The organism is Luteimonas sp. J29 (assembly GCF_000472505.1).
GTDB lineage: Bacteria > Pseudomonadota > Gammaproteobacteria > Xanthomonadales > Xanthomonadaceae > Luteimonas.
The window spans coordinates 269,779-292,112 of sequence record NZ_AWZR01000004.1 but is presented as its reverse complement, the minus strand read 5'-3'; the positions used below and the strand labels follow the sequence as shown (position 1 = coordinate 292,112).

At 72.3% G+C, this 22,334-nt stretch carries 18 protein-coding genes; 10 read left to right on the top strand and 8 right to left on the bottom strand.

Annotated features, from left to right (window positions below; all coding sequences use genetic code 11):
* Positions 1 to 49: 49 nt before the first annotated feature.
* Both LUTJ29_RS0108330 and ppc read right to left on the bottom strand, forming a co-directional pair.
* Complete coding sequence (locus LUTJ29_RS0108330; protein WP_027072121.1) at positions 50 to 325, bottom strand: metal/formaldehyde-sensitive transcriptional repressor; 276 nt, start codon at positions 323 to 325, stop codon at positions 50 to 52.
* 241 nt (positions 326 to 566) lie between these two features.
* A complete protein-coding gene (gene ppc, locus LUTJ29_RS0108325; RefSeq protein ID WP_043740877.1) occupies positions 567 to 3,284 on the bottom strand; it encodes a phosphoenolpyruvate carboxylase in 2,718 nt (905 codons plus the stop codon).
* A 111-nt stretch (positions 3,285 to 3,395) separates the two neighbouring features.
* Between ppc and LUTJ29_RS16780 the strand changes: the two genes are divergently transcribed.
* Positions 3,396 to 4,073, top strand: coding sequence for a hypothetical protein (locus LUTJ29_RS16780; protein ID WP_144774315.1), 678 nt, complete (start codon positions 3,396 to 3,398; stop codon positions 4,071 to 4,073).
* Between the two features lie 51 nt (positions 4,074 to 4,124).
* Here LUTJ29_RS16780 and LUTJ29_RS0108315 read toward each other — a convergent pair whose 3' ends face one another.
* Complete coding sequence (locus tag LUTJ29_RS0108315) at positions 4,125 to 5,489, bottom strand: glutamate--cysteine ligase (protein ID WP_027072119.1); 1,365 nt, start codon at positions 5,487 to 5,489, stop codon at positions 4,125 to 4,127.
* Positions 5,490 to 5,715: 226 nt separating this feature from the next.
* Between LUTJ29_RS0108315 and LUTJ29_RS0108310 the strand changes: the two genes are divergently transcribed.
* Together LUTJ29_RS0108310 and LUTJ29_RS0108305 are read left to right on the top strand one after the other, a co-directional pair.
* On the top strand, positions 5,716 to 7,569 hold the full coding sequence (locus LUTJ29_RS0108310) for a glycoside hydrolase family 13 protein (RefSeq protein ID WP_027072118.1): 1,854 nt from the start codon (positions 5,716 to 5,718) through the stop codon (positions 7,567 to 7,569).
* A 99-nt stretch (positions 7,570 to 7,668) separates the two neighbouring features.
* A complete protein-coding gene (locus tag LUTJ29_RS0108305) occupies positions 7,669 to 8,364 on the top strand; it encodes a VIT family protein (protein WP_027072117.1) in 696 nt (231 codons plus the stop codon).
* Here LUTJ29_RS0108305 and LUTJ29_RS0108300 read toward each other — a convergent pair whose 3' ends face one another.
* Both LUTJ29_RS0108300 and yihA read right to left on the bottom strand, forming a co-directional pair.
* The gene (locus tag LUTJ29_RS0108300; protein WP_027072116.1) at positions 8,365 to 8,949 is read right to left on the bottom strand and encodes a hypothetical protein; all 585 of its coding nucleotides are present in this window, start codon (positions 8,947 to 8,949) and stop codon (positions 8,365 to 8,367) included.
* A gap of 146 nt (positions 8,950 to 9,095) precedes the next feature.
* Entirely contained in the window at positions 9,096 to 9,713 is a 618-nt protein-coding gene (gene yihA / locus LUTJ29_RS0108295; protein WP_027072115.1) for a ribosome biogenesis GTP-binding protein YihA/YsxC, read from the bottom strand.
* 141 nt (positions 9,714 to 9,854) lie between these two features.
* On the opposite strand from yihA, the gene LUTJ29_RS0108290 reads away from it, so the two are divergent.
* The 4 genes from LUTJ29_RS0108290 to LUTJ29_RS0108275 all read left to right on the top strand — a co-directional run bounded on the left by LUTJ29_RS0108290 (position 9,855) and on the right by LUTJ29_RS0108275 (position 13,118).
* On the top strand, positions 9,855 to 10,730 hold the full coding sequence (locus LUTJ29_RS0108290; RefSeq protein WP_027072114.1) for a c-type cytochrome: 876 nt from the start codon (positions 9,855 to 9,857) through the stop codon (positions 10,728 to 10,730).
* A 40-nt stretch (positions 10,731 to 10,770) separates the two neighbouring features.
* Positions 10,771 to 11,403 (top strand): thiol:disulfide interchange protein DsbA/DsbL, encoded by a 633-nt coding sequence (locus tag LUTJ29_RS0108285; protein WP_027072113.1) that lies wholly within the window; start codon positions 10,771 to 10,773, stop codon positions 11,401 to 11,403.
* An 82-nt stretch (positions 11,404 to 11,485) separates the two neighbouring features.
* Positions 11,486 to 12,349: a thiol:disulfide interchange protein DsbA/DsbL gene (locus tag LUTJ29_RS0108280; RefSeq protein ID WP_043740871.1), complete on the top strand. Its 864-nt coding sequence runs from the start codon at positions 11,486 to 11,488 to the stop codon at positions 12,347 to 12,349.
* A 10-nt stretch (positions 12,350 to 12,359) separates the two neighbouring features.
* Positions 12,360 to 13,118 carry an endonuclease/exonuclease/phosphatase family protein gene (locus tag LUTJ29_RS0108275; RefSeq protein WP_043740870.1) on the top strand — a complete coding sequence of 253 codons (759 nt, stop codon included), beginning with the start codon at positions 12,360 to 12,362 and terminating at the stop codon, positions 13,116 to 13,118.
* A gap of 45 nt (positions 13,119 to 13,163) precedes the next feature.
* Here the strand turns inward: LUTJ29_RS0108275 and LUTJ29_RS0108270 are convergent, their stop codons facing one another.
* Positions 13,164 to 16,052: a TonB-dependent receptor gene (locus LUTJ29_RS0108270; RefSeq protein ID WP_043740868.1), complete on the bottom strand. Its 2,889-nt coding sequence runs from the start codon at positions 16,050 to 16,052 to the stop codon at positions 13,164 to 13,166.
* A 225-nt stretch (positions 16,053 to 16,277) separates the two neighbouring features.
* Here LUTJ29_RS0108270 and plsB point away from each other — a divergent pair, with 225 nt between their 5' ends.
* Positions 16,278 to 18,902 carry a glycerol-3-phosphate 1-O-acyltransferase PlsB gene (gene plsB / locus LUTJ29_RS0108265; protein ID WP_027072109.1) on the top strand — a complete coding sequence of 875 codons (2,625 nt, stop codon included), beginning with the start codon at positions 16,278 to 16,280 and terminating at the stop codon, positions 18,900 to 18,902.
* Between the two features lie 102 nt (positions 18,903 to 19,004).
* On the opposite strand, the gene LUTJ29_RS0108260 is transcribed toward plsB, so the two are convergent.
* Positions 19,005 to 19,211: a DUF465 domain-containing protein gene (locus LUTJ29_RS0108260; protein ID WP_027072108.1), complete on the bottom strand. Its 207-nt coding sequence runs from the start codon at positions 19,209 to 19,211 to the stop codon at positions 19,005 to 19,007.
* 61 nt (positions 19,212 to 19,272) lie between these two features.
* Positions 19,273 to 20,304 (bottom strand): class 1 fructose-bisphosphatase, encoded by a 1,032-nt coding sequence (locus tag LUTJ29_RS0108255; RefSeq protein ID WP_027072107.1) that lies wholly within the window; start codon positions 20,302 to 20,304, stop codon positions 19,273 to 19,275.
* Between the two features lie 110 nt (positions 20,305 to 20,414).
* Between LUTJ29_RS0108255 and ttcA the strand changes: the two genes are divergently transcribed.
* Both ttcA and LUTJ29_RS0108245 read left to right on the top strand, forming a co-directional pair.
* Entirely contained in the window at positions 20,415 to 21,320 is a 906-nt protein-coding gene (ttcA, locus tag LUTJ29_RS0108250) for a tRNA 2-thiocytidine(32) synthetase TtcA (RefSeq protein ID WP_027072106.1), read from the top strand.
* A gap of 103 nt (positions 21,321 to 21,423) precedes the next feature.
* Positions 21,424 to 22,329: a recombination-associated protein RdgC gene (locus tag LUTJ29_RS0108245; protein WP_027072105.1), complete on the top strand. Its 906-nt coding sequence runs from the start codon at positions 21,424 to 21,426 to the stop codon at positions 22,327 to 22,329.
* Positions 22,330 to 22,334: the final 5 nt, after the last annotated feature.

Here is a 22,334-nt window from a genome sequence, read left to right as displayed (position 1 = left end):
CCTGGGCACGTTGGGGGCCGGCCGCCGCGCGAGGCGGCCGGCCCGGGATTCACTTGAGGTACGAGCGGATCAGCCCGGTCATCTCCGCCACGCGGGCGGCGCGCTCGGCGTCGCTGGCCGCGGCGTGCCCGAACTGCTCGCGCAGGTGCGACTCGAGCACCTCGCTCATCAGCCCGTTCACCGCGCCGCGGATGGCGGCGATCTGCTGCAGCACCGGACCGCAGTCGGCGCCCGACTCCAGCGCGCGCTCCAGGCCTTCGCACTGGCCGCGGATGCGACGGATGCGGGCCAGGACCTTGCGCTTCTCGGCGGGCGAATGCGGCATCGCTGGCACTCGTCAATATAGTGGGGGGCAGTATACAGGCCGGCGCCGCGGAAGTCCCGGGCCGGCCGGCGCGTGCGCAGCGGTTGCGGCGCGCGGACAAGGCCGCAGCGTCCCGGGTGCGCTGCGCTTACCCGGGCTACGTGGCAAGTGGCGTAGCCCGGATAAGGCCGCAGGCCGCATCCGGGACACAGGGGTCGCGTCGGCTCCGCGCCGCCGGTCCCGGGCGCGCGGCGGCGGACGCTCAGCCGGTGTTCTGGACGCCGGCCGAGATGCCGTTGACGGTCGAGACCAGGGCGCGGAGCAGGTCGTCGTCCTCGCGGCCGCCGGCGCGCCAGCGTCGCAGCAGGTCCACCTGCAGCAGGCTGAGCGGATCGACGTAGGGATTGCGCAGGCGGATCGACAGCCGCAGCCGGTAGTCGTCGGCCAGGATCCGGTCGCGCTGCTTGAGCAGCAGGATCGCGTCGCAGGTGCGCAGAAACTCCTCGGCGATGCGCGGGTAGAACACGTCGTGCAGCGGGCCGGCCAGCTGCGAGTAGCGCTCGAAGATCGCCAGGTCGGACTTGGCCAGCAGCATCTCGACGTCGTCGAGCATGGCGGCGAAGAACGGCCACTCGCGGGCCATCTCCGACATCGCCTCCTGGCCGTAGGCCTGCACGCCGGCCTGCAGCGCATGGCCGATGCCGTACCAGCCGGTGAGCCCGGAGCGGTTCTGCGACCAGGCGAACACCCACGGGATCGCGCGCAGGTTGGCGATCCCGCCGTCGCGCCGCCGCGACGGGCGCGAGCCGATCTGCAGGCGTTCGATCACGTCCACCGGCGTGGCGGCGCGGAAGTAGTCGGGGAAGTCGGGATGGTCGTGGACCAGCGCGCGGTAGTGCCGGCGCGATTCCTCGGCCAGGTGCCGGGTCATCTCCTTCCAGCGCACCTCGCGCGCGTCGCGGGGACGCGGGCGCAGGGTGGCGCGCAGCACCGCGCCGGTGGTCTGTTCGAGGTTGCGCAGCGCCAGCGCGCGGATCCCGTACTTGCGGTGGATCACCTCGCCCTGCTCGGTGACCCGCAGCGAGCCGTTCACCGACCCGCGCGGCGCGGCGATGATCGCGCGCTCGGTCTTGCCGCCGCCGCGGCTGACCGACCCGCCGCGGCCGTGGAAGAACATGATCCGCACGCCGTACCGGTCGGCCAGCGCGGTCAGCGCCACCTGGGTGCTCTGCAGCGCCCAGCGCGAGGCGAACAGGCCGCCGTCCTTGGCGCTGTCCGAGTAGCCGAGCATCACCGTCTGCTCGTTGCCGCGCGCGGCCAGGTGCGCGCGGTAGACGGGGTCCTCGAACAGCGACCGCATCACGTCCGCCGCGGCCTCGAGGTCGTCGACGGTCTCGAACAGCGGGGTGATGTCCAGCGGCACCGCGCCGTCCTCGACGCAGCCGGCCACGCGGGCGAGCGCCAGCACCGCCAGCGCGTCGGCGGCGCTGCGGCTCATGCTGATGATGTACAGGCCGATCGCCTCGACGCCGTGGCTGCGGCGCATGTCGAGCACGGTGCGGAACACGTCCAGCGTCGAGGCGAGCACGCCATCGGCGGCGGACAGCGCGGCCGGCGGCGACGCCAGCAGCGCCTGCAGCCGCGCGGTGCGGTCGCCGGCCTCGCGCGCGCTCCAGCCCTCGTCGCCGAGCAGCGCGGCGAGCGCGGCGTCGTGCACCGCCGAATCCTGGCGCAGGTCGAGAGCGGCGAGGTGGAAGCCGAAGGTCCGCGCGCGCCACAGCACGCGCTGCAGGGCGAAGCGGCCCGCGTGCTCGCCACGGTTGGCGGCGAGGCTGGCGTCGATCAGCTCGAGGTCGGAGATGAACTCGCGCGCGGACGCGTAGCCCTTCGCATCGCCCTGCCCGGCCAGCGCCAGGCGCACCTTCATCATGTCCAGCAGCCGCCGGTAGGGCATGTCCGCCAGGCGCGGGCGCAGCCTGGCGCCGGCCTCGGGCAGCAGCCGGATGTACTCGTCGGTGCGCGCGACCACCGCCGGGTCCACCCCCACCCGGCCCAGCGACTGGGTCAGCATGTTGCTCAGCGCGCGCAGGTCGGCCCGGTACTGGGCGATCGCCTGGGCGCGCTGCGCGTGGAGCGCGGCGCGGATGGTGTCGGCGTTGACGTTCGGGTTGCCGTCCATGTCGCCGCCGACCCAGGTGCCGAAGCGCAGCACCTGCGGCAGCTGGATGCGGCGCCCGTACACCGCCTCGACCGCGTCGGCGAAGGCCTCGTAGTACACCGGCACCACCCGGTACAGCACGGTGGCGAGGTAGTAGCTGACGTGCTCGACCTCGTCGGCGACGGTGGGCTTCTCGGCCGGCGTGTCGCTGGTCTGCCAGGCGGCGGTGAGCGAGAGCCGGATCCGTTCGAGGCCGACGCGGCGCTCGACCGGCGTGCGCGCGCGGTCGATGTCCTCGACCAGGCGCTCGACGATCTCGCGCTCCTTCTCCAGCAGCACGCGGCGCACCGCCTCGGTGGGATGCGCGGTGAACACCGGCTCGACCCACAGCCGCGGCAGCGTGGCCTCGAGTTCCTCGAAGGTCACGCCGTCCTCGCGCAGGTCGCGCAGCACCGCCTCGAAGCCGCCGGGCTGCGGCAGGTCGCTGATGCGTTCGTAGTCGCGGCGGCGGCGGATGCGGTGCACGCGCTCGGCGACGTTGATCGCGCTGAAGTAGGTGGAGAACGCGCGCACGACGAGTTCGGCGTCCTCCAGCGGCACGCGCGCCATCTCCCCGGCCAGCGCGTCGACCGGCAGGCCCTGCTCGCGGCGCGCGATCGCGGCGCGGCGGATCCTCTCGACCTCTTCGAGCAGCGCCGGCGATCCCTGCTCGGCCAGGACTTCGCCGACCAGCGTGCCGAGGCGACGCACGTCGTCGCGCAGCAGCGCATCGGTTTCGGCGAACTCAAGGTGTTCGCGCAGCGGGCCGTCGGGGATGTTCATCGGGAAAACGTTAGCGCGTTTGCTGACGCAGCGCAGCATCGGTTGCCGGCGCAACCTTGGCGACGTCTATAGTGCGCGCCGATCCACCCCCTGGCATTCAAAGGAATGAGCATGCGCAAGATCCCCCTGTTCCATCTCGGCCTCGCGGCCACCCTCTCCCTCGCCCTGTCCGCCTGCGGCGACAAGTCGCCGGGTGCCGATGCCCAGGCGCCCGGCACCGCGGGCGCCCCCCCTGCCACGGCTGCACCCGAAGCCGCCGCGCCGGCCCGGGCGCCGAGCCTGGCCGACGGCCCGGACGTGTGCTTCCGCGCCATCGCCGCGCACCTGGGTCCCGACGTCCCGGTCTCCGAGATCAACTCGCGCTTCGACGCGGACGGCACGATGTCCGTGTGCACGGTCGACTACCAGAACCCGGACGATGCGCGGAAGCTGGTCGGCACGCGCTGGAACCAGCACACCGGACAGTTCTCCGAACCGCACGACATCGAGATCAGCGTGTCGGGCAATGCCGCCGATTTCCGCCTCGACGATTACCTGGTCCCGCTGTCGCAGGTCGACGCCGCCGCGCTTGCCGGCGTGCAGGAATCGCTCAAGGCCCAGCTCGAGGGCGTGTACGGAAGCTACGCGTGGACCGGGGTGCGGCTGTCGCCGCCGGATGCCTTCAGCGATGTGCACACGCTGCGCCTGGACCTCGAGGGCCGGATCGCCGCCAACGACATCAAGCACAACGGCTACGCCTCGGTGAGCGTGGACGGCAGGACCGTCGTCCGCAACCACCTGCTGCCGTAAGCCGCCGGCCGGGCCGGCGTCGCGATGGCGCCGGCCACGGCAACCGCGCGGTCAGTAGGCGAACTCGCGGAACACCCGGTCGATGTCGCCCTGCCAGGGCCCGTGGTACAGCGCCAGCTTGCGCTCGGCCGGGGTCTCGCCGGCGTCCACCACTTCCAGCAGCGGGGCGAGGAACTCGCGCTCGTCGTCGCCGGCATCGTTCCGGCGGTTGCGCCGCGCCAGGCCCGCGGCCGCGATCTCCAGCGCCCGGCGCGCCAGCTCGCGCACGGTGCCGCCGCGGAACGGCAGCCCCAGCGCGTGCCTCGGCACGCCGTCGCGCAGCGCGTGCCGCTCCTCGCGGCTGAAATCCTTCACCAGGTCCCAGGCCGCGTCGAGCGCGGCATCGTCGTAGAGCAGGCCGACCCAGAACGCCGGCAGCGCGCACAGCCGGTTCCAGGGACCGCCGTCGGCGCCGCGCATCTCCAGGTACTTCTTCAGCCGCACCTCGGGGAACGCGGTGGTCATGTGGTCGTTCCAGTCGCGCAGCGTGGGCAGCTCCCCGGGCAGCACGTCGAGGCGGCCGTCGAGGAAATCCCGGAACGACTTGCCGGCCGCGTCGATGTAGCGGCCGTCGCGGTAGACGAAGTACATCGGCACGTCGAGCAGGTACTCGACGTAGCGCTCGTAGCCGAAGCCGTCCTCGAACACGAAGTCCAGCATGCCGGTGCGGTCCGGATCGGTGTCGGTCCAGATGTGCGAGCGGTAGCTGAGGAAGCCGTTGGGCCGTCCCTCGGTGAACGGCGAGTCGGCGAACAGCGCGGTGGCGACCGGCTGCAGCGCCAGCGCGACGCGGAACTTGCGCACCATGTCGGCCTCGTCCGCGTAGTCGAGGTTGACCTGCACGGTGCAGGTGCGGGTCATCATGTCGAGGCCGAGGTTGCCCACCTTCGGCATGTAGTCGCGCATGATCCTGTAGCGGCCCTTGGGCATCCACGGCATGTCCTCGCGCCGCCACTTGGGCTGGAAGCCCATGCCGAGGAAGCCGAGGCCGATCTCGTCGGCCACGGCGCGGACCTCGCGCAGGTGGCTGCCCACCTCGCGACAGGTCTGGTGGATGTGCTCGAGCGGCGCGCCCGACAGCTCGAGCTGCCCCGCCGGCTCGAGGGTCACCGAGGCGCCGTCCTTGTACAGGGCGATGGTCCGTCCGCCTTCCTCGACCGCTTCCCAGCCGAAGCGGACCAGGCCCTTGAGCAGCGCCTCGATGCCGCGCTCGCCGTCGAATGGCGGCGGGCGCAGGTCGTCGGTGCGGAAGCCGAACTTCTCGTGCTCGGTCCCGATGCGCCACGCCTCGCGCGGCTTCTCGCCGGAGGCCAGCACGCCGGCCAGCTGGTCGCGACGGGTGATCGGGGTATCGCCTGCGTGGCTGGGGCTGGACATGCGCTGGCTCGGAAGGGGGACGCCATGGGTGCGGCCACGGCCGCAGCGCATTATGCGGGGCCGCGGGGCCGGCGGGCATTCCGGCGCTGGAACGCGGGCGTGCCACCGGCGCGCGCGACGCGGGCGCCGCCCGGGCGCCATGCATACGAATTCATCGCCGCGCGCATTGCCCCCGCGGCGACCGCGCCGCTAGCCTCGGGCCAACCTGGACGAAGGGGACTGGACGATGGGAACGCACGCCACGAGGCCGGTCGCACTGCTCGCCTGCCTGCTGCTGGCCTGGCTGGCCCCGCTGCACGCGGCCACGCTGTCGCGGGTCGAGCCCGCGAACTGGTGGGTGGGCATGCGCCACGCCGAAGTCGAACTGATGCTGCATGGACGCGACATCGCGGCGCTGCAGGCGCGCATCCGCCACCCGGGCGTGCGCGTGCTCGGGACCGCGGCGCTGGAAAGCCCCAACTACCTGTTCGTGACGGTGGCGATCGACGACGACGCCACCCCGGGCGGGATGGCGATCGAACTGCTCGACGGCGACGCCGTCGTGGCCTCCCATCCCTGGCGCCTGGACGCGCGCGAGCCCGCGCCGCCGCGCGGCTTCGACGCGCGCGATGCGATCTACCTCGTCACCCCGGACCGCTTCGCCAACGCCGACCCGTCCAACGACAGCGTGCCCGGGATGCGCGAGGCGGCCAACCGCGCCGAACCCTACGGACGCCACGGTGGCGACATCGCCGGGCTGCGCCGCCACCTCGACTACGTCGCCTCGCTCGGCTTCACCCGCATCTGGCCGACCCCGCTGCTGGAGAACGACCAGCCCGAGCAGAGCTACCACGGCTACGCGATCACCGACCTGTACCGGATCGACCCGCGCTTCGGCAGCAACGAGGACTTCCGCGCCTTCGCCCGCGAGGCGCGCGCACGCGGCCTCGGCATCGTCATGGACGTGGTCCTCAACCACATCGGCTCCGAGCACTGGTGGATGCGCGACCTGCCCAGCCGCGACTGGATCAACCACGGCGGCCGCTTCGTCCCCACCAACCACCGCCGCTCCACGGTGCAGGATCCGCACGCCGCGCCGGGCGACCGCGCCGGCTTCACCGATGGCTGGTTCGTCGAAGCCATGCCCGACCTCAACCAGCGCAACCCGTACCTGGCGCGCTACCTGGTCCAGAACACGCTGTGGTGGATCGAGTACGCCGGCCTGGCCGGCATCCGCGAGGACACCTTCGGCTACGCCGACGCGGATTTCCTCAGCGCCTGGGCCAGGGCGGTGATGGACGAGTACCCGGACTTCGCCATGGTCGGCGAGGAATGGAGCGACAACCCGGCCATCGTCGCCCACTGGCAGCGCGGCAAGGCCAACGCCAGCGGCCACGTGCCGCACATGACCAGCATGATGGACTTCCCGGTGCACACCGCGCTGCGCGAGGCCTTGCTGCGGCCAGACACCTGGGAGAGCGGCTGGATGCCGGTGTACGAGGCGCTGGCCAACGACTTCCTGTACCCGGATCCCGACGCGCTGGTGGTGTTCGCGGAGAACCACGACACCACGCGCCTGCTCGCCCATGTCGACGGCGACCTCGGGCTGTGGAAGCTCGCCATCGCGTTCGTCGCCACCACCCGCGGCATCCCGCAGTTCTACTACGGCTCGGAGGTGCTGCTGCGTGGGCCGAAGGAGCGCCACGACGGGCTGTTGCGCGCGGACATGCCGGGCGGCTGGGACGGCGACCCGGCCAGCGCCTTCACCGGCGAGGGCCTGTCGCCGGAGCAGCGGGAGATCCAGGACTTCGTGCGCCGCCTGTTCAACTGGCGCAAGGGCGCGGCGGCAGTGCACCACGGCCGGCTGGTGCACTACGCGCCGGAGGACGGCGTCTACGTGTACTTCCGCGAGCACGAGGGCCAGCGGGTCATGGTCGCGCTCAACCGCAACGACGCGGCCACGCCCCTGGCGCTTGCCCGCTTTGCCGGCGCGCTCGGCAGCGCGCGGGGCGGGCGCGACGTGCTCACCGGGCAACGGCTCGGGCTCGGCGACGTCCTGACCCTGCCGCCGCGCGCGCCCCTGGTGCTCGAGCTCGAATAGGGCCGCGCCGGGGCGGCACCTGCGAACGGGTCGCGTTCCGCCACGGGTCCGCACGCTGGCCCACAATGCGCCCGACGCCACCTGGGACCCGCGCATCCCATGACCAGCCGCAACCCCGGACTCCACCGCAGCCACCGCGCCGGCTGGCTGCGCGCGGCCGTGCTCGGCGCCAACGACGGCATCGTCTCGGTGGCCGGCGTGGTGGTGGGCATCGCCGCCGCCGGCGCGACCCACGAGACCATCCTGGTGACCGGCGTGGCCGCCACCGTCGCCGGCGCGTTCTCGATGGCCGCGGGCGAGTACGTCTCGGTCAAGTCGCAGGCGGACACCGAGGCCGCCGACCTCGACGTGGAGCGGCGCGAACTGCGCGAGGATCCGGAGGCCGAACTCGACGAGCTGGCCGCGATCTACCGCCGGCGCGGGCTCGACCCGGCGCTGGCGCGGACGGTCGCCGAACAGCTCACCCGCCACGACGCCCTCGCCGCCCATGCCCGCGACGAACTCGGGATCACCGACGAGCTGCGGGCGCGGCCGGTGCAGGCGGCGGTGTCCTCCGCCGCCGCGTTCTGCGCCGGCGCCGCCCTGCCGGTACTCGCGGCCCTGCTGGCGCCCCGCGCGCACGTGGAAGCCGTGGTCGCCGCCGCCACCGTGGCCGGACTGCTGCTCTCGGGTTCGGCCGCCGCCGCCCTCGGCGGCGCGCCGGTGCTGCGAGGCGCGCTGCGCGTCGGCTTCTGGGGCGTGTTCGCGATGCTGGCCGCTTCCGCGGTCGGGCGCCTGTTCGACGTGGCCGCCTGACTACAGCGGCCGCACGTAGACCTGGAAGGCGAGCTCGTGGGTGCCCTCGCCGGAGAACAGCTCGATCCACTCTGGCGGATTGGGCAGGGCGATGAACCAGCCTTTCCCGCCCGAGTACCAGTCGCCGGGCGGACTGGCCACCACCGCGCACGAGTGCTTGCCCTTGACCCGCACCACCAGCGCGTAGGTCCCCGGGACCACCAGCGGCGGGTTGCCGAACTCGATCATCCGCATGCCGACGGCGGGCGTCGGCGCCGACGTGAACAGGTGTCCCGGCAGTTCCTCGTAGGCGATCACGCTGCCGTTGGGCCGCCCCGCCGGGTCGGTCTTCTCGACCGTGACGCGCACGTCGGCCCTGGGCTGGCAGCTCATCGGCAGCATGGCGTGGCTGAGGTAGGCCTTGCGACCCACGGTGAACGACTGCGCCAGCTGCTGCCCGGCCGGGCCGCCCACCGCGGTCCAGGCCGCGGCCGGGTGCAGGTTCACCTGCTCGGCCTCGAGTTCGGGGTGGGGGGCCGCGCCGGCGGACGCCGCAGCCAGCAGCAGTGCCGGCAGCGCGGCCAGCGCCCTGTTTCGAACCTTCATCGCATGTCTCCCACGGCGGCGACCGGCCGCCTGTTCCCGGACACACGCAATCCGGGGCCGGGCAATGCCATGCGGCGCGACCGGACGCAGCTGCGTCCCGGTCCCGACCCGGGATGGCGGGAGCGCAGGCCCCCGCGATCCCGCCGTCAGTCCCCGGGCGCGATGTCCAGCCAGCCGGCCACCACCGCCCGCAGTTCGTCCACGCCCGCCCTGGTTTCGGCCGAGAACGCCTGCACGCCGACGGTGTCGCCGAAGGCGGACGACAGCTGGCGGCGCACCGCCTGCACGGCATTGCCCGCCGCACCGCGCGAGAGCTTGTCGGCCTTGGTCAGCAGCGCGTGCGCGGGCAGTCCGCGGCGCACCGCGTAGCCCAGCATCTGCAGATCGTAGTCCTTGAGCGGATGGCGGATGTCCATCACCACCACCAGGCCGCGCAGGGCGAAGCGGTTCTGGAACCATTCGTCGATGAACGCCTGCCAGTGCTCGCGCAGGGCCATCGGCACCTTGGCGTAGCCGTAGCCGGGCAGGTCCACCAGGTACTTGCCCTCGTGCGGCGGCAGGGCGAAGTACACCAGCTGCTGGGTCCGGCCCGGGGTCTTGGACACCCGCGCCAGCGCGTTCTGCTGGCACAGCGCGTTGAGCGCGCTGGACTTGCCGGCGTTCGAGCGGCCGGCGAACGCCACCTCGGCCCCGCCGTCGGGCGGCAGCTGCCTGGCGGTGTGGGCGGCGAGCAGGTAGCTGGCGCGCGCGAACGGGTTCGACATCGGGTTCCTGGGGGCGTGGGGCCGGCGCCTAGCTTCTCACGGGCGGTGCGGGTGTTTGACCGTCCCGGTGGGGCGCCGCGATAATCCCGGTCTTGCGACCGCGCCCCAGCGGCCGCGTTACCGTTTTCCCGGAGCCAAGCAATGCGCCACGCCCGCGCCATCGGTTTCGCCGGTCTCGTTGCCCTCGTGGCCGGCGCCGTCGCGTTCGCCCAGTCCACCGTCGAGCCGCTGCCGGAGTCCCCGCCGGTCGAGGTCGCGCCCCTGGACAGCAGCGCGCTGGCCGCCCTGGCCGACACCCAGGCCGGCGACCCCGAGCGCGGCGCCAGCCTCGCCTCGACCTGCGCCGCCTGCCACGGCCTCGACGGCAACCCGGCCGACGGCCTGCCGTATCCCCGCATCGCCGGCCAGAGCGAGCGCTACATCGCCCAGCAGCTGGCCCTGTTCAAGAGCGGCGAGCGCAACAGCGGCCAGGCCCCGGTGATGGTGCCATTCGCCGCCCCGCTGTCGCCGCAGGACATGCGCGACCTGGGCGCGTACTTCGCCACCAAGGCCGCCGGTGCCGGCCTGGCCGACGACACCGTGGTCGAGGGCGGCCCGTACGACGGGATGAAGTTCTACGAGATCGGCCAGCAGCTGTTCCGCTCCGGCGACGCCGGCCGCGGGATCCCGGCCTGCATGGCCTGCCACGGCCCCGCCGGCGCCGGCAACCCGGGCCCGGCCTATCCGGCCGTGGCCGGCCAGGAAGCGGCCTACGTGGAGCGCCGCCTGCAGGAGTACCGCGACGGCACCACCAGCGTGCAGGACCGCAAGCTGTTCGACATCATGGCCGACATCGCCGCGCCGCTGAGCGACCAGGAGATCCAGGCCCTGGCCAGCTACCTGCAGGGCCTGCACGAGCGCCCCGACGCCGCCACCCTGGCGGCGATGGAAGCGGCGGCGGCGGCCCCGGCCGCTCCGGCCGAGCCCGCTGAGCCGGCCGCCGAGGCCGCGCCCGACGCCGGGGCCCAGGGCACCTGACCCGCCGGGCCGGCCCCCGGCCCGCCCCAGTGCGCCGCCGATGTCCGTCCGCCTGGCCCTGCTGCTGTGCGTGCTGACCCTGCTGCCGGCCCTGCCGGCGGCGGCGCAGCCGGCGGTGGAAGGCGTGGACTACGTCCGGATCGCGGATGGCCAGCCCTGGCGCCCCGAGCCCGGCACGGTCGAGGTGGTCGAGGTGTTCGCCTACACCTGCGGCCACTGCGACCAGTTCCGGCCGATGTTCGACCGGTGGAAGCGGCGCGCCGCGGCCGACGTCCGGGTGCACCACGTCCCCGCGGCGTACGACCCCGGCAACGCCTACGCCCGCGCGTACTTCGTGCTCGAGGCCCTCGGCCGGGAACGCGAGTTCCATCCGCGCCTGTTCGACGCCGTGCACCGCGAGCACACCCTGCCGGGCCACAACGCCACGCGCGGCGAGATGGTGGCCTTCCTCGCCGGCGAGGGCCTGGACGCGGCGCAGGTCGCCGCGCTCATGGACGACCCGGCGACTGACGAAAAGATGAACGCGGCCTACGCTTTCGCCGCACGCAGCGGGATCCAGGGCACCCCCACCCTCATCATCAACGGCAGATACCGCGTGCTGGGCCGCACGCTGGAGGACAGCCTGCGCATCGCCGACGCCCTGATCGCGATGGAGCGCGCAGTTCCGCGCTGATCCTCCGGGCCGGTCACCGGCCCGTGCGCCGGCCCGCGGTAGGCTTTGTCCCTTACGTCTTACGTGCCAGGAATCCTTGCCGATGAACCTCCGTGCCGCTTCCCGTTTCGTCCTGATGCCCGCCGCCCTGGCGCTGCTGCTGGCCGCCTGCCAGCAGGCCGCGCCCGAACCGGCCGCCCCCGCGCCCGCCGCCGCGCCCACGGCCGCGGCCGGGCCGGCGCCCGCGGAGGAGATCGAAGGCGAGCCGGCCGTCGATCCGGCCGCGCCGGCCGATGCCGGCGCCCCGGCCGATGCCGCGGAAGCCGGCGAGCCGGCGACCGCCGACGCCGCGGACGCCACCGCCGCGCCCGCGGCGGCCGCGAACCCGGCCGTGACCTTCGCCATCGAGGGGCAGCATTACGACCTGATCGCCGGCGGCCAGCCGTTCGAGCCGCTCGACGGCAAGATCGAGGTGGTCGAGGTGTTCAACTACGTCTGCCCGGCCTGCGCCATGTTCCAGCCGCTGGTGAACAGCTGGAAGGCGCGGCTGCCGGCCGACGTGCGCTTCACCTACGTGCCGGCCGCCTTCGGCGGCAACTGGGACCCCTACGTGCGCGCCTACTACGCCGCCGAGGCGATGGGCATCGCCGACAAGGCGCACGACGGCATCTTCCAGGCCATCCACGTCGAGCGCAGCCTGCGCGGCGAGCGCGGCCAGGACTCGCCCGAGGACATCGCCCGCGCCTACGCGAAGTTCGGCGCCGACCCGGCCCAGTTCGTGAGCACCATGGCCAGCTTCACGGTCAACGCCAAGTTCGGGCGCGCCAAGCAGTACATCGCCCAGCAGCGCGCCAACTCCACCCCGACGGTGATCGTCAACGGGCGCTACCGGATCAAGGGGCGCAGCTTCGAGGAGATGATCGAGAACACCGACCGGGTGATCGCGCAGGTGCGCGCCGGCGGCTGACGCGACCGGCATGTCCACGCAACGCCTGCGGCTGCTCAGCGCGAACATCCAGGCGGGATCGAGCACCCGGCGCTACAGCGACTACGCCACCCGCAGCTGGTCGCACGTGCTGCCGGTGGGCAAGCGGGTGTCGCTGGACGCGATCGCCCAGCTCGCCGGCCAGCACGACATCGTCGGGCTGCAGGAAAGCGATCCGGGGAGCTGGCGCTCGGGCTTCACCAACCAGACCCACTACCTGGCCGAGCGGGCCGGCTTCGACTACTGGACCCACCAGCCGAACCGGCGCGTGGGCGCGGTGGCGTCCAGCGCCAACGGCCTGCTGAGCCGCTTCGAACCGGTCGAGGTGAGCGACCACCCGCTGCCGGGGCGCATCTCCGGCCGCGGCGTGCTGCTGGGCCACTTCGGCGCCGGCCGCGAGGGGCTCACGGTCGCGGTCGCGCACCTGTCGCTGGGCGCGCAGTCGCGGCGGATGCAGCTCGACTTCATCGCCGAGCTGCTGCAGGACTTCCCCAACGCGGTGCTGATGGGCGACTTCAACTGCGTGGTCGACTGCCCGGAGATGGGCAACCTGTTCCGCAAGACCCGCCTGCAGCCGCCCGAATGCGCGGTCCACACCTTCCCGTCGTGGAAGCCGCAGCGCGCGATCGACCACATCCTGGTCACCGACAGCCTGCGCTGCGAGGGCCTGCGCGCGGTCCCGGCCGCGTTCTCCGACCACCTCGCGCTGTCGCTCAACCTCGACGTCCCCGAGTCGGCGCTGCAGCGCTGAGCACGTCCCTTCCCGGGCGCGGGAAGGGACGTGGCGGCAGGTCCGCTAGAAGCCGAAGCCGACGCGCGCGTACCAGAACCGGCCCGGCAGGTCGTAGGTCGAGGCGTCGTAGCCGTTGAGCGTGCACGACAGGCAGATCGGCGGGTCCTTGGCGAAGACGTTGTTGACGCCGAGGGTGACGCGGAAGTCCTTCGCCCGGGCATCGCCTGCCCACGACAGCTGGGCGTCGTGGTAGGTGGTCGATCCCAGGTCGTTGCGGTCGGCCACGCTGTCGTCGCAGATGTCGAAGCCGTTGGCGCCGCCGCACGACTCGCGCAGGCGGTCGATGTAGCGCGCCGTCCACGCCGCCTGCCAGCCGCCGGGACCGCGCCACACCGCGGCCAGGGTCGAGGTGCGCTCGGGAATGGCGCTGTTGTTGATCTCCACGCCGGGCGCGCGCGGCTCGGCCTGGCCGGCCTCGTTGACCAGTTCGTACTTCGTCACCCAGGTGGTCTTCCAGGCGAAGGCGAGGTGGCCCCAGGCCCGCTCGGGCAGGCGCCAGTCGGCGCTGAAGTCCCAGCCGTCGGTGCGAATGGTGCCGACGTTGCCGAGGATGTTGTCGAAGCGCACGATCTGGCCGCGCTCGTTGCGCTCGTAGAACCCGCAGGACACCGGGTCGCGCGTCCCGACGCAGCGATCGAGGATGGTCTGCGCGTCCAGCGCCTGGATCGCGCCGTCGATGGTGTGGCGGTAGAAGGTCAGGCCGAGGTCGAGTGCATCCGACCATGCCGCGTCGTCGGCGAAGGACGGGCTCCAGACCGCGCCCAGCATCAGGCTGCGGCTGGTTTCGGGCTGCAGATCGATGTTGCCCGAGGTCACCACCGAGATCTGTGGATTCGTCTGCTCGTAGCCGGGCGGCACGCCGTCCGCAACGCACTGCGGGGTGGTCGAGGCCTCGTTGTTGCACGGATCCACGAGGGTCGCGTCGAAGCGGCTGAGGGTGCCGTAGAGCTCGCCGATCGACGGTGCGCGGAAGCCTTCCGCGAACGAGCCGCGCAGCAGGAGTTCGTCGGCCACCTGCCAGCGCAGGCCGAGCTTGCCGGTGCTCGTGCCGCCGAAGTTGGAGTAGTCCGACCAGCGACCGGCCAGGCTCAGGTCCAGGCTCTTGCCCAGCCAGCCATCGCGCGCCAGCGGCACCAGCAGCTCGGCGTAGGCCTCGCGCACGTCGTACTTGCCCCGGGTCGCGCCGGAGGGGACGCCGTTGTATTCGCCGGCGACCGTGATCGGGTCGGGCTGGTACTCGCCCTCGTACTTGCGGTACTCCAGCCCGGCCGCGAACGCGACCGTGCCGGCCCAGCCGTCGAACAGGTCGCCGGTGAGGTTGGCCGAGGCCACGCTCAGCTCGTTGCTGCTGCGGTCGTGGACCACCGGCTGGATGAAGGCCAGCATCTCGGGGGTGATGGTGCCGGGACCGCCGAACAGGTCCAGCGGCACGCAGCCGGCGATCGCCGCGCACGCGGCCGGGTCGCCAAGCGCCTCGTTGATGCGCCTGACGTTGTAGCTGCCGGTGTTGGTCTGCCCGGCGTCGCTCTCGCTCCGGACCAGGTTGACGTCCCAGCTCCACTGGCGCCCGCCGACGTCGAACAGGCCGTTGAGCCCGAACGCGGCGTACCAGGTCTCGACCTCCTGCACGTAGCGGCGCGGCCCGCCCTCGACCGGGCGGCGGCCGAGCAGGAACAGGTTGGCGTCGGGCCCGACCGTGGTCAGGTCGAAGCCGAACGGGTTGTAGGGATTGGCGGCCGAGATCACCAGTCGCGTCTCGGCCCATTCGTTGTACACGCCGGCGTCGGTGCCGAGGAAGATCGGTTCGGGCGCGGCCTGGTTGGCCGATTCGCGCTCGTTGTAGAGCACGCGCGCGTAGGCGCCGAAGGTCGGGCTGAAGTCGAACTGGACCTGGCCGAACACCGACTTGCGCTCGGACGGCGTGAGCAGCAGGTTGTAGGGAGCGAAGTTGAAGCGGTCGGCGGTGCCGAAGCAATGGAAGTCGTCGGCGCGGTCGGTGGGGCAGCCGGGCAGCCCGCCGGCATAGGTCGGGGCGGTCGCCCCGGCATCGGGCGTGATGTCGTAGACGATGCCGGTGTTGGGGTCCTGGAACACGAAGCGGCCCTGCGGCGTCGCCGAACTGCCGTTGGACAGCCCGGTGCCCGGCACCGGCTCGCTGGCCGGCCCGTACTCGAGCGAGGAGATCTCCTTCTGCTTGAAGTAGGACGCACCGACGAACCAGCGCGCGCGGTCGCTGCTGCCGCCCCATCCCAGGTCCGCGCCCCAGGTCTCGCCGCCGGCCAGGTCGCTGTAGTCGCCGTAGTGCAGCTGCACGCTGGGCCCGTCGACCTCCTTGCGGGTGATGATGTTGACCACGCCGGCGATGGCGTCGGAGCCGTAGATCGACGAGGCCCCGTCCTCCAGCACCTCGATCCGCTCGATGATCGCGAGCGGGATGGTGTTGAGGTCGACCGCCGAGCCCACGCCCGAGGCCGAGGACTCGTTGACCCAGCGGATGCCGTCGACCAGCACGAGCACCCGCTTGGCGCCGAGATGGCGCAGGTCGACCGTGGCCGCGCCGGCGCCGACCCCGCCGCCGTCGGGCGGGAATCCGAAGTTGCCGGAGGAATTGAAGCGGGTGTTGAGCGCCGCGCCGCTCGCGGTCAGGTTCTGGACGAGGTCGGCGACGGACGTGAAGCCGCTGCGGTCGATGTCCTCGCGGGTGAGGATCTGCACCGGGACCTGGGTCTCCAGGTCGGCCCGGCGGATGCGCGAGCCGGTGACCTGGACCGTGTCCAGGGTCCGGGTGGAGGGCGTGGACGCGTCCTCCTGCGCGGCCGCGGCGAGCGGAAGCATGGCGAGGACGAGGCCGCAGCGGACGGCCGTGGCCAGGGGGTTGGGTCGGGGCGACATGTTTCTCTCCTTGAGATCGCGAAGTCACTGCAACTGCGGGCGCCCCCCTCGCCGCACCCCTGCTTGTAAACAAGTCGTAAAGATGCGCAAGTCCCGTCGGCGCGGCGCGGGTGAACCCGATCACGATTCCCGCTCGAGTCCGGAGGTCTGGTTCAGCTGGCCTTGACATCGCTGACCGGCCACGCGGGTCCGGCCCGGCCGACGCGCTTGGGCATAATGGTTGGAATGCCCACGCAACCGAACCTGTTCGACGCCCCGCCGCCCGGGGGCGACCCGCCGCCGCCCGACGAGGGCCGGGCGCCTGCGCGCGATCCGCTGCCGCCGCGCGTGGCGGCGATGCGCAGCGGGCGCCCGCTGTGGGCGAAGCTGGCCGGCTGGGTGCTCAAGCCCTGGATCGGGTTGCGCATCGAGCCGCCGGCGCCACCGGAACTGATCGACGGGCGTCCGGTGTGCTACGTGCTCGAGGACTACGGCCTGTCGAACGCCCTGGTCCTGGACCGCGCCTGCGCCGAGGCCGGGATGCCGGCGCCGCTGCGACCGCTGCCGGGGGACCCGCTCGGGCGCAAGCGCGCCTACGTGGCCCTGTCCCGGCGCAACATGGGCGGCGCGCTGGCGCTGGCGACCGGCCAGGCGCCGGCCAAGAAGACCCATTCCGAATCGCTGGCCCGGCTGCTCGAGGCCCATCGCGCCGATCCGGCGATGGACGTGCAGCTGGTCCCGGTGTCGATCTTCGTCGGCCGCTCGCCGGACAAGGCCTCGGGCTGGTTCTCGGTGCTGTTCTCCGAGAACTGGGCGATCGTCGGCCGCTTCCGCCGGCTGCTGGCGATCCTGCTCAACGGTCGCGACACCCTGGTGCGCTTCGCCGCGCCGGTGAGCATCCGCGAGCTGCTGGACGAGGACCTGCCGCCCGAGCGCGCGGTGCGCAAGCTCTCGCGCCTGCTGCGCACCCACTTCAACCGCCTGCGCGAGGCGGTGATCGGGCCCGACCTGTCCACCCGCCGGCTGCTGATCGACAAGGTGCTGGCCTCGCAGCCGGTCAAGGACGCGATCGCCGACCAGGCCCGCCGCGACGGCACCTCGGTCGAGGAGGCGTGGAAGAAGGCCCACGCCATGGCCTACGAGATCGCGGCCGACTACTCGCACCCGGTGGTGCGGTCGGCCTCGTTCCTGCTGACCTCGGTGTGGAACCGGATCTACCGCGGCGTGCTGGTCCACCACCTCGACCACCTCAAGGCGGTGGCGCCCGGCAACGAGGTGGTCTACGTGCCAAGCCACCGCAGCCACATGGACTACCTGCTGTTGAGCTACCTGCTCTACACCAAGGGCATCGTGCCTCCGCACATCGTGGCCGGGATCAACCTCAACCTGCCGGTGATCGGCCCGATCCTGCGCCGCGGCGGGGCGTTCTTCATCCGCCGCTCGATCCGCGGCTCGGCGCTGTACTCGGCGGTGCTGGCCGAATACGTGGCGCAGCTGATCGCCGGCGGCTACTCGATCGAGTACTTCATCGAGGGCGGGCGCTCGCGCACCGGGCGCCTGCTCCAGCCCAAGGGCGGCATGATCGCGATGACCGTGCGCGCCTACCTGCGCCAGCTCTCGCGCCCGGTGCTGTTCCAGCCGGTGTACATCGGCTACGAGAAGCTGATGGAAGGCAGCAGCTACCTCGACGAGCTGAGCGGCAAGCCGAAGGAGAAGGAGTCGATCTGGGCGCTGCTGTGGGGCATCCCCAAGGTGCTGCGGCAGAACTACGGCCAGGTGGTGGTGAACTTCGGCGAGCCGATCCCGCTGGCCGAGCTGCTGGCCGAGAACGCGGCCGAATGGGACGGCAAGGCCCTCTCCGACGAGGACAAGCCGGAGTGGCTGTCGCGCACCGTGGACGCGGCGGCGCAGCGCATCCAGGTCAACATCAACCGCGCCGCGGACGTGAACCCGATCAACCTGCTGGCGCTGGCGCTGCTGTCCACGCCCAAGCACGCGATGGGCGAGGCCGACCTGCTGGCGCAGATCGCCCTGTCGAAGATGCTGCTGGCCGAGGTGCCCTACTCCGACCGGGTGACGGTGACCCCGCACTCGCCGCAGGAGATCGTCGCCCACGGCGAGGAGATCGGCGTGCTGCGGCGGATCCCGCACCCGCTCGGCGACGTGCTCAGCGTCGGCGACGAGGACGCGGTGCTGCTGAGCTACTTCCGCAACAACGTCCTGCACCTGTTCACCGCCTCGGCCTGGATCGCCTGCTGCTTCCAGCACAACCGGCGCATGGCCCGCGACACCCTGCTGCGCCTGGGCCGCGGCGTGTACCCGTTCCTGCAGGGCGAGCTGTTCCTGCCCTGGGACCCGGACGGCTTCGCCGCGCGCGTGGACCGCACCATCGACGTGTTCGTGCGCGAAGGCCTGCTGCAGCAGGTGGGCGAGGACGACGGCGGGGTCCTGCAGCGCAATTCCGGCCAGTCCGACGAGGTGTTCCGCCTGCGCGCGCTCGGCCATCCGCTGCAGCAGGCGTTCGAGCGCTACTACATCGCCATTTCGGTGCTGGCCAAGAACGGCCCGGGCACGCTCGGCGCCGGCGAACTCGAGGGCCTGTGCCAGCTGGCCGCGCAGCGGCTGAGCCTGCTGTACGCCCCGGCGGCGCCGGAGTTCTTCGACCGCAGCCTGTTCCGCGGCTTCATCCAGAAGCTGCGCGAGCTCGACCTGGTCAAGCTCGACCAGAACGGCAAGCTGGTGTTCGACCAGCGCCTGGAAGGCTGGGCCAAGGATGCCAAGGTCATCCTCGGCCGCGAGCTGCGGCATACGATCGAGAAGGTCAGCCCGGAAGCGGTGCGACCGGACGCCGACGCGCCGCCGGCCGACTGAGGCACGCGGCGCCCGGCCGGAACCCGGCCGCCGGCACGACCGCGCGGCGGGGGCCGCCAGGCCGGTGCCGCCGGCACGCGCGCCAGGGGCGATCCGGCCGACTCAGGCCGGCTCGTCCGGGATCAGCGCCGATTCCAGGCGTGCGATCTGGTCCTTGAGCAGCAGCTTGCGCTTCTTCAGGCGCTTGATGGTCAGCTCGTCGCTGGTGATGTTCGCCTGCAGGGTGGCGATCGCCGTGTCCAGGTCGCGGTGCTCGAGCCGCAGCTCGGCCAGCTTGCGGGAGAGTTCGGCGGGATCGACGGGCTGCATCACCCGGCCAGCTTACACGCCTGCGCGGGCGGCCGGCAGGCCCGGCCGCGCGCTCCGGCGGTCAGCCGCGCGCGTCGTGCTCGCGGTGGTAGCGGGTGGCCGCCTCGACCTCTTCCTTCGAGCCCAGGAACACCGCCACGCGCTCGTGCAGCGCGCCGGGCTGGATGTCCAGGATCCGGCGCCGGCCGTCGGTGGCGGCGCCGCCGGCCTGCTCGACCAGCATCGCCATCGGGTTGGCCTCGTACATCAGCCGCAGCTTGCCGGGGCGGTCGGGTTCGCGCCGGTCCCAGGGATAGATGAAGATCCCGCCGCGGGTCAGGATGCGGTGCACGTCGGCCACCATCGAGGCGATCCAGCGCATGTTGTAGTCCTTGCCGCGCGGCCCCTCGCGCCCGGCCAGCAGGTCGGCCACGTAGGCCTGCATCGGCGGCTCCCAGTGGCGCTGGTTGGACATGTTGATCGCGAATTCCCTGGTCGACTCCGGGATCCGCACGTTCGGGCGGGTGAGTACGAACGAGCCCTGCTCGCGGTCGAGGGTGAAGACGTGGGTGCCGTGGCCGACGGTCAGCACCAGCAGGGTGCTCGGGCCGTACACGCAGTAGCCGGCCGCGACCTGGGCGCTGCCCGGCTGCAGGAAATGCGCGTCCTCGGGCTCGCCGGCGCCGTCCGGCGCGCGCAGCACCGAGAAGATGGTGCCGATCGACACGTTCACGTCGATGTTGCTGCTGCCGTCGAGCGGATCGAACAGCAGCAGGTAGTTGCCGCGCGGGTAGGCGTCGGGGATCGGCTGGCAGTGCTCCATCTCCTCCGAGGCGCACGCGGCCAGGTGCCCGCCCCAGGCGTTGGCCTCGAGCAGGATCTCGTTGGACAGCACGTCGAGCTTCTTCTGCGCCTCGCCCTGGACGTTGACGCTGCTGGCGCCGGCGCCGCTGACCGCGTCGCCGAGCAGGTCGCTCAGCGCGCCCTTGCCCACCGCCACCGAGATCCGCTTGCAGGCGCGCGCCACCACCTCGATCAGCAACCGCAGCTGCGGGTTGATGCGGCCCTCGCGCTGGGCCTCGATCAGGAAACGGGTCAACGACATCCGCGTCACGGCACCAATCTCCCGGGGAACGGCATGGACGGAGCGCCATTGTCGCCCTTTCGCGCGCCGATTGCGCCCCGCGCCGGGACGCCGGCGTCCGGCGCCGGTAAAATCGCGCCATGAGCACCGTCCTGCCCCTCGCCGAACCCGCCTCCCGGCGCGACCCGCGCGCCGCCGCGCGCGAGGGCGCGAAGCTGGCCAAGCGCCTGCGCCACCAGGTCGGCAAGGCGATCGCCGACTTCGGCATGATCGAGGACGGCGACCGGGTGATGGTGTGCCTGTCCGGCGGCAAGGACAGCTACACCCTGCTCGACGTCCTGCTGCAGCTGCAGAAGAAGGCGCCGGTGTCGTTCTCGATCACCGCGGTCAACCTCGACCAGAAGCAGCCCGGGTTCCCGGAGCACGTGCTGCCGGAGTACCTGCGCTCGCTCGGCGTCGACTACCACATCATCGAGCAGGACACCTATTCGGTGGTGACGCGCGTGGTGCCCGAGGGCAAGACCATGTGCTCGCTGTGCTCGCGCCTGCGCCGCGGCGCGCTGTACACGTACGCCGGGCAGAACGGCTTCACCAAGATCGCGCTCGGCCACCACCGCGACGACATGGTGGCGACGTTCTTCCTCAACCTGTTCTTCCACGCCAGGCTCTCGGGCATGCCGCCCAAGCTGCTCAGCGACGACGGCAGGCACGTGGTGATCCGCCCGCTGGCCTATGTGCGCGAGGCCGACATCGCCGCCTACGCGGAGCATCGCGGCTTCCCGATCATCCCCTGCAACCTGTGCGGCTCGCAGGACAACCTGCAGCGCAAGCAGGTGCAGAAGATGATGGCGCAGTGGGAGCGCGAATCGCCGGGCCGGATCGAGACCATCGCCCGCGCGCTGGGCGACATCCGCCCCTCGCAGCTGGCCGACCCGGCGCTGTTCGACTTCCTCTCGCTGGGCCGGCGCGACCCCGACGCCCCGCCGCCGGACGCGCACGCCTGGCTGGCCGGCGAACCGCACGCCCCGCCGGGCGAGCCTTCCTGATCCGCATCGCCGCGACGCCGCACCGGCGCCTGCCGCCCCGGCACGGCGCCGGTGCCCGGCCCCGTTCCCGATCCACGCCCCCTTCCCCGACACGGTCCCGCAGATGTTCTTCCGCAATCTCACCATGTTCCGCTTCCCCGTCTCGCTGGACCTGTCCTCGCTCGAGGAGCTGCTGGCCGGGCACCCGCTCAAGCCGGTCGGCGCGCTGGAGCTGTCCTCGCGCGGCTTCGTGCCGCCGTTCGGGCGCGAAGGCGAGGCGTTCTCGCACCGTGTCGGCCAGTCGGCCTGGATCACCCTCGGCGGCGAGGATCGCCTGCTGCCGTCGTCGGTGGTCAACGACATGCTCGCCAAGCGCCTGGCCGAGGTGGAGGAGAAGCAGGGCCGCCGTCCCGGCGGGCGGATGCGCAAGCAGATGAAGGACGACCTCATGCACGAGCTGCTGCCGCGCGCGTTCGTGCGCCCCTCGCGCACCGACGCCCTGCTCGACCTGGCGCACGGCGTGTGCGTGGTCGACACCTCCAGCCGCAAGGCCGGCGAGGCCGTGGTCTCGGAGATCCGCCACGCGCTGGGCAGCTTCCCGGCGCTGCCGCTCAACGCCGAGGTCGCGCCGCGCAGCGTGCTCACCGGCTGGATCGCCGGCGACCCGCTGCCCGAGGGCCTGTCGCTGGGCGAGGAATGCGAGCTGCGCGACCCGGCCGAGCACGGCGCGGTGGTCAAGTGCCAGCGCCAGGAGCTCCAGTCCGACGAGATCGCCAGGCACCTGGAATCGGGCAAGCAGGTCACGCGCCTGGCCCTGGTGCTGGACGACCACGTCTCGTTCGTGCTCGGCGAGGACCTGGTGGTGCGCAAGTTCAAGCTGCTCGACGGCGCCGTGGACCAGCTCGAATCCACCGAACGCGACGACATCCGCGCCGAGCTCGACGCGCGCTTCGCGCTGATGGCGGCGGAGTTCTCGCGCCTGTTCACGGTCCTCGAGGGCGCGCTGAAACTCTCGCGCGCCGATGCGTAGGCCGC

Excerpts from the sequence above, each read along its gene's own strand:
- LUTJ29_RS0108330 (WP_027072121.1), bottom strand. The coding sequence starts at position 325 with ATGCCGCATTCGCCCGCCGAGAAGCGCAAGGTCCTGGCCCGCATCCGT.
- ppc (WP_043740877.1), bottom strand. The coding sequence starts at position 3,284 with ATGAACATCCCCGACGGCCCGCTGCGCGAACACCTTGAGTTCGCCGAA.
- LUTJ29_RS16780 (WP_144774315.1), top strand. The coding sequence starts at position 3,396 with ATGCGCAAGATCCCCCTGTTCCATCTCGGCCTCGCGGCCACCCTCTCC.
- LUTJ29_RS0108315 (WP_027072119.1), bottom strand. The coding sequence starts at position 5,489 with ATGTCCAGCCCCAGCCACGCAGGCGATACCCCGATCACCCGTCGCGAC.
- LUTJ29_RS0108310 (WP_027072118.1), top strand. The coding sequence starts at position 5,716 with ATGGGAACGCACGCCACGAGGCCGGTCGCACTGCTCGCCTGCCTGCTG.
- LUTJ29_RS0108305 (WP_027072117.1), top strand. The coding sequence starts at position 7,669 with ATGACCAGCCGCAACCCCGGACTCCACCGCAGCCACCGCGCCGGCTGG.
- LUTJ29_RS0108300 (WP_027072116.1), bottom strand. The coding sequence starts at position 8,949 with ATGAAGGTTCGAAACAGGGCGCTGGCCGCGCTGCCGGCACTGCTGCTG.
- yihA (WP_027072115.1), bottom strand. The coding sequence starts at position 9,713 with ATGTCGAACCCGTTCGCGCGCGCCAGCTACCTGCTCGCCGCCCACACC.
- LUTJ29_RS0108290 (WP_027072114.1), top strand. The coding sequence starts at position 9,855 with ATGCGCCACGCCCGCGCCATCGGTTTCGCCGGTCTCGTTGCCCTCGTG.
- LUTJ29_RS0108285 (WP_027072113.1), top strand. The coding sequence starts at position 10,771 with ATGTCCGTCCGCCTGGCCCTGCTGCTGTGCGTGCTGACCCTGCTGCCG.
- LUTJ29_RS0108280 (WP_043740871.1), top strand. The coding sequence starts at position 11,486 with ATGAACCTCCGTGCCGCTTCCCGTTTCGTCCTGATGCCCGCCGCCCTG.
- LUTJ29_RS0108275 (WP_043740870.1), top strand. The coding sequence starts at position 12,360 with ATGTCCACGCAACGCCTGCGGCTGCTCAGCGCGAACATCCAGGCGGGA.
- LUTJ29_RS0108270 (WP_043740868.1), bottom strand. The coding sequence starts at position 16,052 with ATGTCGCCCCGACCCAACCCCCTGGCCACGGCCGTCCGCTGCGGCCTC.
- plsB (WP_027072109.1), top strand. The coding sequence starts at position 16,278 with ATGCCCACGCAACCGAACCTGTTCGACGCCCCGCCGCCCGGGGGCGAC.
- LUTJ29_RS0108260 (WP_027072108.1), bottom strand. The coding sequence starts at position 19,211 with ATGCAGCCCGTCGATCCCGCCGAACTCTCCCGCAAGCTGGCCGAGCTG.
- ttcA (WP_027072106.1), top strand. The coding sequence starts at position 20,415 with ATGAGCACCGTCCTGCCCCTCGCCGAACCCGCCTCCCGGCGCGACCCG.
- LUTJ29_RS0108245 (WP_027072105.1), top strand. The coding sequence starts at position 21,424 with ATGTTCTTCCGCAATCTCACCATGTTCCGCTTCCCCGTCTCGCTGGAC.